4 protein-coding genes are annotated in these 6,956 nt (G+C 69.2%); all 4 read left to right on the forward strand.

What is annotated here, in order from left to right:
• Nucleotides 1-1,674, forward strand: coding sequence for a potassium-transporting ATPase subunit KdpA (kdpA, locus tag AC1VAN_RS07150; protein ID WP_480985536.1), 1,674 nt, complete (start codon nucleotides 1-3; stop codon nucleotides 1,672-1,674).
• Between the two features lie 9 nt (nucleotides 1,675-1,683).
• A complete protein-coding gene (kdpB, locus tag AC1VAN_RS07155) occupies nucleotides 1,684-3,744 on the forward strand; it encodes a potassium-transporting ATPase subunit KdpB (RefSeq protein WP_025879421.1) in 2,061 nt (686 codons plus the stop codon).
• The gene (kdpC, locus tag AC1VAN_RS07160) at nucleotides 3,741-4,385 is read left to right on the forward strand and encodes a potassium-transporting ATPase subunit KdpC (protein WP_442251797.1); all 645 of its coding nucleotides are present in this window, start codon (nucleotides 3,741-3,743) and stop codon (nucleotides 4,383-4,385) included. Before kdpB ends, kdpC begins: the two co-directional genes overlap by 4 nt.
• 51 nt (nucleotides 4,386-4,436) lie before the next feature.
• Nucleotides 4,437-6,956 (forward strand): DUF4118 domain-containing protein (locus tag AC1VAN_RS07165; RefSeq protein WP_480985537.1); only part of this gene is annotated, 2,520 nt, incomplete at its 3' end.

Genomic DNA, 6,956 nt, shown 5'->3' on the forward strand with positions numbered 1-6,956 from the left:
CTGCTGGCCTGGCCCCTGGGCCTGTACCTCGCCCGGGTGATGCGCGGCACGCCGATGAAGGTCGACGTGCTGTTCCACTGGATCGAAAAGCCGCTGTACAAGGTGCTCGGCGTTGATCCTTCACGTTCGATGTCCTGGCGTGGCTACGTGCTGGCATTCGTGCTCAGCAACGTGGTGATCGCGGTGCTGACCCAGGCCGTGTTCATGACCCAGGCGTGGTTGCCGTTGAATCCGGACCAGATCCCGAACATGCGCTGGGACACGGCGCTGCACACGATGATCTCGTTCCTGACCAACACCAACCAGCAGCACTATTCCGGCCAGGCCCAGCTGTCCTACTTCTCGCAGATGACCGGCATCACCGGCCTGCAGGTGGTGACGCCGATGATGGGCCTGGCGCTGGCCGTGGCCACGTTGCGTGCATTGTTCTCGCGCGCGCCGAAATCGGTTACTGCGCCCGCCGCGGGCGATGACCGCCAGGTGGCGGTGGGCAATTACTACGCCGACGTCGTGCGCCTGTGCGTGCGCTTCCTGCTGCCGCTGTGCCTGGTATGGACGCTGCTGCTGACCAGCCAGGGCGTGCCCTCCACGATGGCCGGTGGCCCCCAGGCCACGCCGATCGATGCCAGTGCCGGCATGGCGCAGCAGAAGCTGCCGCTGGGCCCGGTTGCGGCGATGGTCGCGGCCAAACAGCTGGGCGCCAACGGCGGCGGCTGGTATGGCCCGAACAGCAGCTTCCCGCTGGAGAACCCGACCCCGGTGTCGAACATGCTGGAGGTGATCGGCATCCTGCTGGTGCCGATGGCGGTGATCTTCATGATCGGCGCGTTCACCGGGCGCCGTCGTTTCGGCGCGCTGGTGTTCAGCTGCATGCTCGGCATGTCGCTGCTGTCCACCGGTGCGATGGTATGGAGCGAGGGCCATAGCGCCAGCGCGGCCACGCCGCTGCTGATGGAAGGCAAGGAAGTACGCTTCGGCGCCGATGGCACCGCGCTGTGGGCGGCGGTGACCACCCAGGTCTCCAACGGTTCGGTCAACGGCATGCATGATTCGCTGAGCCCGCTGTCCGGCGGCCTGGCGATGGTCAACATGCTGGTCAGCGCGATCTGGGGCGGCATCGGCTGCGGCCTGCAGCAGTTCATCGTGTACCTGCTGCTGGGTGTGTTCCTGGCCGGGCTGATGACCGGCCGTACACCGGAACTGTTCGGCCGCAAGCTGGAAACGCCGCAGGTGCGCCTGCTGGCACTGCTGGTGCTGCTGCAGCCGATCACCCTGCTGCTGTTCACCGCGATCACGCTGGCCGTGCCGGGTCTGGCGGGCACCTCCAATCCCGGCTTCCATGGCATCAGCCAGGTGTTCTACGAGTACGTCTCGGCCTACGCCAACAACGGCTCGGGCTTCGAGGGACTGGGTGACGCCACGCCCTGGTGGAACCTGAGCTGCTCGCTGGTGCTGCTGCTGGGCCGCTTCCCGCTGCTGATCATCCCGCTGGTGGTGGCCGCACAGCTGGCCGCCAAGCGGCAGGCCCCTGAATCGGCCGGCAGCCTGCAGATCGAAACCCCGACGTTCGCCCTGACCCTGGTCTCGGTGATCGTCATCCTGACCGTGCTGCAGTTCATGCCGGCGCTGGTACTCGGCCCGATCGCCGACCACCTGAGCCTGGGACTGCACTGAGGACACCCCATGAGTAGTCACGCAACCGCAAACCGTTCCTCTTCCGTGGCTTCCCGCCCGGCCCTGCTCGATGCCGCCGGCCTGCGCCGCGCGCTCATCGAGGCCGTACGCAAGCTGTCGCCGATGCATCTGGTGCGCAGCCCGGTGATGGCGGTGGTGATGGCCGGCACGATCGTCGCCGCGATCATCACCCTGACCGGCAATGCACCACTGGGCTTCGGCCTGGCGGTGACCGCGATCCTGCTGGTCACCGTGCTGTTCGGCAATTTCGCCGAGGCCGTGGCCGAAGCACGTGGCCGTGGCCAGGCCGCCTCGCTGCGCCGCGCCCGCCAGGACCTGGTGGCGCGTCGCCTGGCGTCGGCGCAGGCCGGTGCCAGCGAGACCCAGGTGCCCGCCGCGGAACTGCGCCCCGGTGATCATGTGATCGTCAGTGCCGGCGAGCTGGTGCCGGCCGACGGCGAGATCGTGCAGGGCCTGGCCACCATCAACGAAGCGGCGGTGACCGGCGAGTCGGCACCGGTGCTGCGCGAGGCGGGTACTGATCGCTCCGGCGTGATCGGCGGCACCAAGGTGCTGTCCGACCAGATCGTCGTGCGCATCACTGCCGAGCCGGGACACAGCTTCCTGGACCGCATGATCGCGCTGGTGGAAGGCGCCAACCGTCAGAAGACCCCGAATGAAATCGCGCTGACCCTGCTGCTGGCGGCGATGACGCTGACCTTCCTGGTGGTGGTGGCGACGCTGCCGGCGATCGGTGCGTCGGTGGGCGTCAAGGTGGATCCGCTGCTGCTGATCGCGCTGCTGGTGTGCCTGATCCCGACCACCATCGGTGGCCTGCTGCCGGCCATCGGCATCGCCGGCATGAACCGCGCGCTGGCGGCCAACGTGCTGGCCAAGTCGGGCAAGGCGGTGGAAGTGGCCGGTGACGTCGACGTGCTGCTGCTCGACAAGACCGGCACCATCACCTACGGCGACCGCCAGGCCAGCCACTTCCACGCACTGGCCGGAATCGACGCCGACCAGCTGCGTGAGGCGGCGCTGCTGTCATCGCTGGCCGACCCGACCCCGGAAGGCAAGTCGATCGTGCGCCTGGCCCGCGAACAGGGCTGCACCACCGCCGAGCCGGACCAGGCCGACTACCTGGCCTTCAGTGCGCAGACCCGCATGTCCGGTGTCGACCTGATGCACGGCCGGCAGATCCGCAAGGGCGCTGCCGATGCGATCCGCGCCCATGTGCAGGCGCTCGGCGGCACCGTACCGGCCGAACTGGCCGGGCGCGTGGACCAGGTCGCGCGCAACGGTGCCACGCCGCTGGTAGTGGCCGAGGGTCGCCATGTGCTGGGCGTGATCGAGCTGTCGGACGTGGTCAAGCACGGCATGCGCGAGAAGTTCGCACAGCTGCGGGCGATGGGCATCCGCACGGTGATGATCACCGGTGACAACCCGCTGACGGCTGCTGCGATCGCCGCCGAAGCCGGCGTGGATGACTACATCGCCGAGGCACGGCCCGAGGACAAGCTGGCCCGCATCCGTGCCGAGCAGGCCGGTGGCCGCCTGGTGGCGATGGTCGGCGACGGTACCAACGATGCGCCGGCGCTGGCCCAGGCCGACATCGGCCTGGCGATGAATTCGGGCACGCAGGCGGCCAAGGAAGCCGGCAACATGGTCGATCTGGATTCGGATCCGGCCAAGCTGCTGGCGGTGGTGGAGGTGGGCAAGCAGCAGCTGATCACCCGCGGCGCGCTGACCACGTTCTCGCTGGCCAACGATGTGTCCAAGTACTTCGCGATCCTGCCGGCGTTGTTTGCCGCCACCGTGCCTGCGATGGCCGCGCTGAACGTGATGCAGCTGTCGAGCCCGCGCAACGCGGTGCTTGCGGCGCTGATCTTCAATGCCCTGGTGATTCCCGCCCTGATCCCGCTGGCGTTGCGCGGTGTGCGCTTCCGCCCGGCCACCGCAACGGCGCTGCTGCGCCGGAACATGCTGGTGTACGGCCTGGGTGGCGTGCTGCTGCCGTTCGCGGCGATCAAGTTGATCGACCTCCTTCTTGTCCTGGTATTCGGCGCATGAACCGTTCTGACTCCCCTTCCCTTTCCCGCGAGCTGAAGCGCGAGGCGCGCGTGGCCACGCTGCAGGATGGCGCCAGCTGGCGCCCGGCCATCGGCCTGGGCGTGGCCACCCTGCTGCTGGCCGGTGCGGTCTACGCCGGCATCGCCACCGGTTTTGCCGGCCTGTCCTTCCCGGCGCAGGCCGAAGGCAGCCTGCTGCGCGATGGCCGCGGCCAGGTGCGTGCGTCGGCATGGCTGTCGCAGCCGTTCACCGGCGATGGCTACTTCCAGGCGCGACCGTCGGCCGCCAACTACGACCCGATGGCGGCGGCCGGCTCCAACCTGGCCCGCAGCAACCCGGCGCTGGCCGAGCGTGTGGCGGCGAGCACCGCAGCAGTGGCCGCGCGCGAAGGCGTCACGCCCGCGCAGGTGCCTGCCGATCTGGTCACCCAGTCCGGCGGCGGGCTGGATCCGCAGTTGTCGCCGGCGGCAGCGCAGCTGCAGGTGGCCCGGGTGGCGCGTGCGCGTGGCCTGCCCGTCGAGCAGGTGCAGGCACTGGTGAAGGCCAACACGCAGGGCCGGCAATGGGGCGTATTCGGCCAGCCACGGGTGAACGTGGTGACGCTGAACTTCGCACTGGACCACGCGGCACGCGCGCCGTGATGCAGGGCTGCACCCGCTGCGCGCACAATGGCGGCCATGACAGCGGCTCCCATGACTGATCTGCGGACCCGCCAGGCCAACGCCCTGGTGGAAGGACTGCAACGCGAAGCCGGTGGCAAGCTCACCGTGTTCCTGGGCGCTGCGCCCGGCGTSGGCAAGACCTACGCCATGCTGACCCGCGCGCAGGAACAGCTGCGCCGTGGCGTGGACCTGGTGGTCGGGCTGGTGGAGACCCACGGCCGTGCCGATACCCAGGCCCTGCTGGAAGGCCTGCCACGGCTGCCGCTGAAGGACGTGGCCTACCATGGCCACGACCTGCAGGAGATGGACCTGGACGCCGTGCTGGCGAGAAAACCAGCGCTGGTGCTGGTGGACGAGCTGGCCCATCGCAATGCGCCGGGCAGCCGCCACGAACGGCGCTGGCAGGACGTGATGGAACTGCTGGACGCCGGCATCGACGTCTGGACCACGGTCAACATCCAGCATCTGGAAAGCCTCAACGATGTGGTGATGCGCATCACCGGCGTGCGTGTCAGCGAGACCGTGCCCGATGGCGTGCTCGACCGCCTGCATGACATCGTGCTGGTCGACCTGCCGCCGCGCGAACTGATCGCGCGCCTGCAGCAGGGCAAGGTGTACGTGCCCGAGCAGGCCGCGCAGGCCCTGCAGGCGTTCTTCTCGCCGGCCAACCTGACCGCATTGCGCGAGCTGGCGATGCAGGAGGCCGCCGACCGTGTCGACAGCAGCCTGCGCGAAGCCCGCGCCGCGCGCGGCGAGAGCAATCTGCCGTTGCGGCGTGGCGTGCTGGTGGCGATCGACGGCGGTGGCCAGAGCGAATACCTGGTGCGGGTGGCACGGCGCATCGCCGAACGCCGCGATGCACCGTGGACGGTGGTGACKGTGCAGGGGCGCCGCCAGGACGAAGCGACCCGGCGCGAGATCGATGCTGCGTTCGCGCTGGCCCGCCGCCTCGGCGGCGAAGCCGAGCTGCTGCATGGTTCAAGCATCGCCGATGCATTGCTCGACCACGCCGCGCACAACGGCGTATCGACGCTGGTGCTGGGGCGTACCCGCGAACGGCCGCTGGCGCGGATGTTCAACCGCACCCTGACCCAGCAGCTGATCCAGCGCGGCGCGCACTACGAGATCACCATCATCAGCACGCCGCAGGCGCGTGCGCGTTCCCGTCGAGAGGGGCTGCTGCCACCGATGCGCGGGGTCAGCCACGAGCCGTTGCAGGCCCTGATCGCCACCGCCCTTGCCTGCGCGGTGGCGTGGCTGGTCGAACGCTGGGTGGGCATGGCCGATCTGTCGATGGTGTTCATCGTGGCGGTGGTGCTGGTGGCTGCACGTACCCGCGCCAGCGTCGCGGTGATGGCGGCGATCCTGTGTTTTCTCGCTTACAACTTCCTGTTCATCGCGCCGCGCTTCACCTTCGCCATCGGCGCGCGGCAGGGCGTGATCACCGTGTTCCTGTTCCTGGCGGCGGCGCTGGTGGCCGGACGCCTGGCGTCGCGCCTGCGCATGCAGGTGATCGCACTGCGCGCGGCCAACCGCCATGCACGCGCACGCCAGCAGCTGGGCCGGCAGCTGGCCAGCGCGGCCGGCAATGGTGAAGTGGCACAGGCCGGCCGGCATGCGCTGGAACAGGCCATGGACGTACCGGCCTGGCTGCGGATCGGCGCCGATACCGCCGCCGGTGGCCGCAGCCTGCCCGGTGATACCGATCTGGCGGCGGCCGACTGGGCCCTGCGCCATGGCCAGCCCAGTGGCCGCTTCACCGATACCCTGGCCGGCGCGCAATGGTGGTTCCTGCCGCTGCTGGACGGCGAAGACCGCGCGATCGGCGTGGCCGGCCTGTACCTGCCGGGTGCGCAGGCGCGGCTGCTGCCCGAACAGCGCCAGCTGGCCGAAGCGATGGTCGACGACATCGCCCAGGCCGCGTTGCGCACGCGCCTGGTGGCCGAGCTGGAACAGGCGCATGTGAGCAACGAGACCGAGCGGCTGCGCTCTGCCCTGCTTTCCTCGGTGTCGCACGACCTGCGTTCGCCGCTGGCAGCGATGATCGGCTCGGCCGACAGCCTGGCCAGCTACGGTACGGCGATGGATCTGGCCGACCGCCGCGCGTTGCTGGACACCATCCTGGTCGAAGGCGAGCGCCTGGACCGCTACATCCAGAACCTGCTGGACATGACCCGGTTGGGCCACGAGGGCCTGAAGATCAACCGCGACTGGATAGGCGTGGACGAGCTGATCGGTTCGGCCGCCCGACGCCTGCAGCGCTACCAGCCGAAGGTGCGGCTGGAGCTGGATATTCCGGCAACGCTGGCACCGATATGGGTGCATCCGGCACTGGTGGAACAGGCGGTGTTCAACGTGATGGAGAACGCTGCCAAGTTCTCGCCAGCCGATGCCGCCGTGCAGGTGCTGGCGCGCGAACTGGACGGTCAGCTGCGCATCGACGTGATCGATGCCGGCCCCGGCATTCCCGACGACGAGCGCGCGCGCATCTTCGACATGTTCTACAGCGTCGAACGCGGCGACCGCGGCCGCCACGGCACCGGCCTGGGC

The sequence above is a fragment of the Stenotrophomonas sp. 05L44_2 genome, assembly GCF_056665995.1.

What these genes read in the sequence shown, in the direction of transcription:
- kdpB (WP_025879421.1), top strand. Translation starts at nt 1,684, where the DNA reads ATGAGTAGTCACGCAACCGCAAACCGTTCCTCTTCCGTGGCTTCCCGC.
- kdpC (WP_442251797.1), top strand. Translation starts at nt 3,741, where the DNA reads ATGAACCGTTCTGACTCCCCTTCCCTTTCCCGCGAGCTGAAGCGCGAG.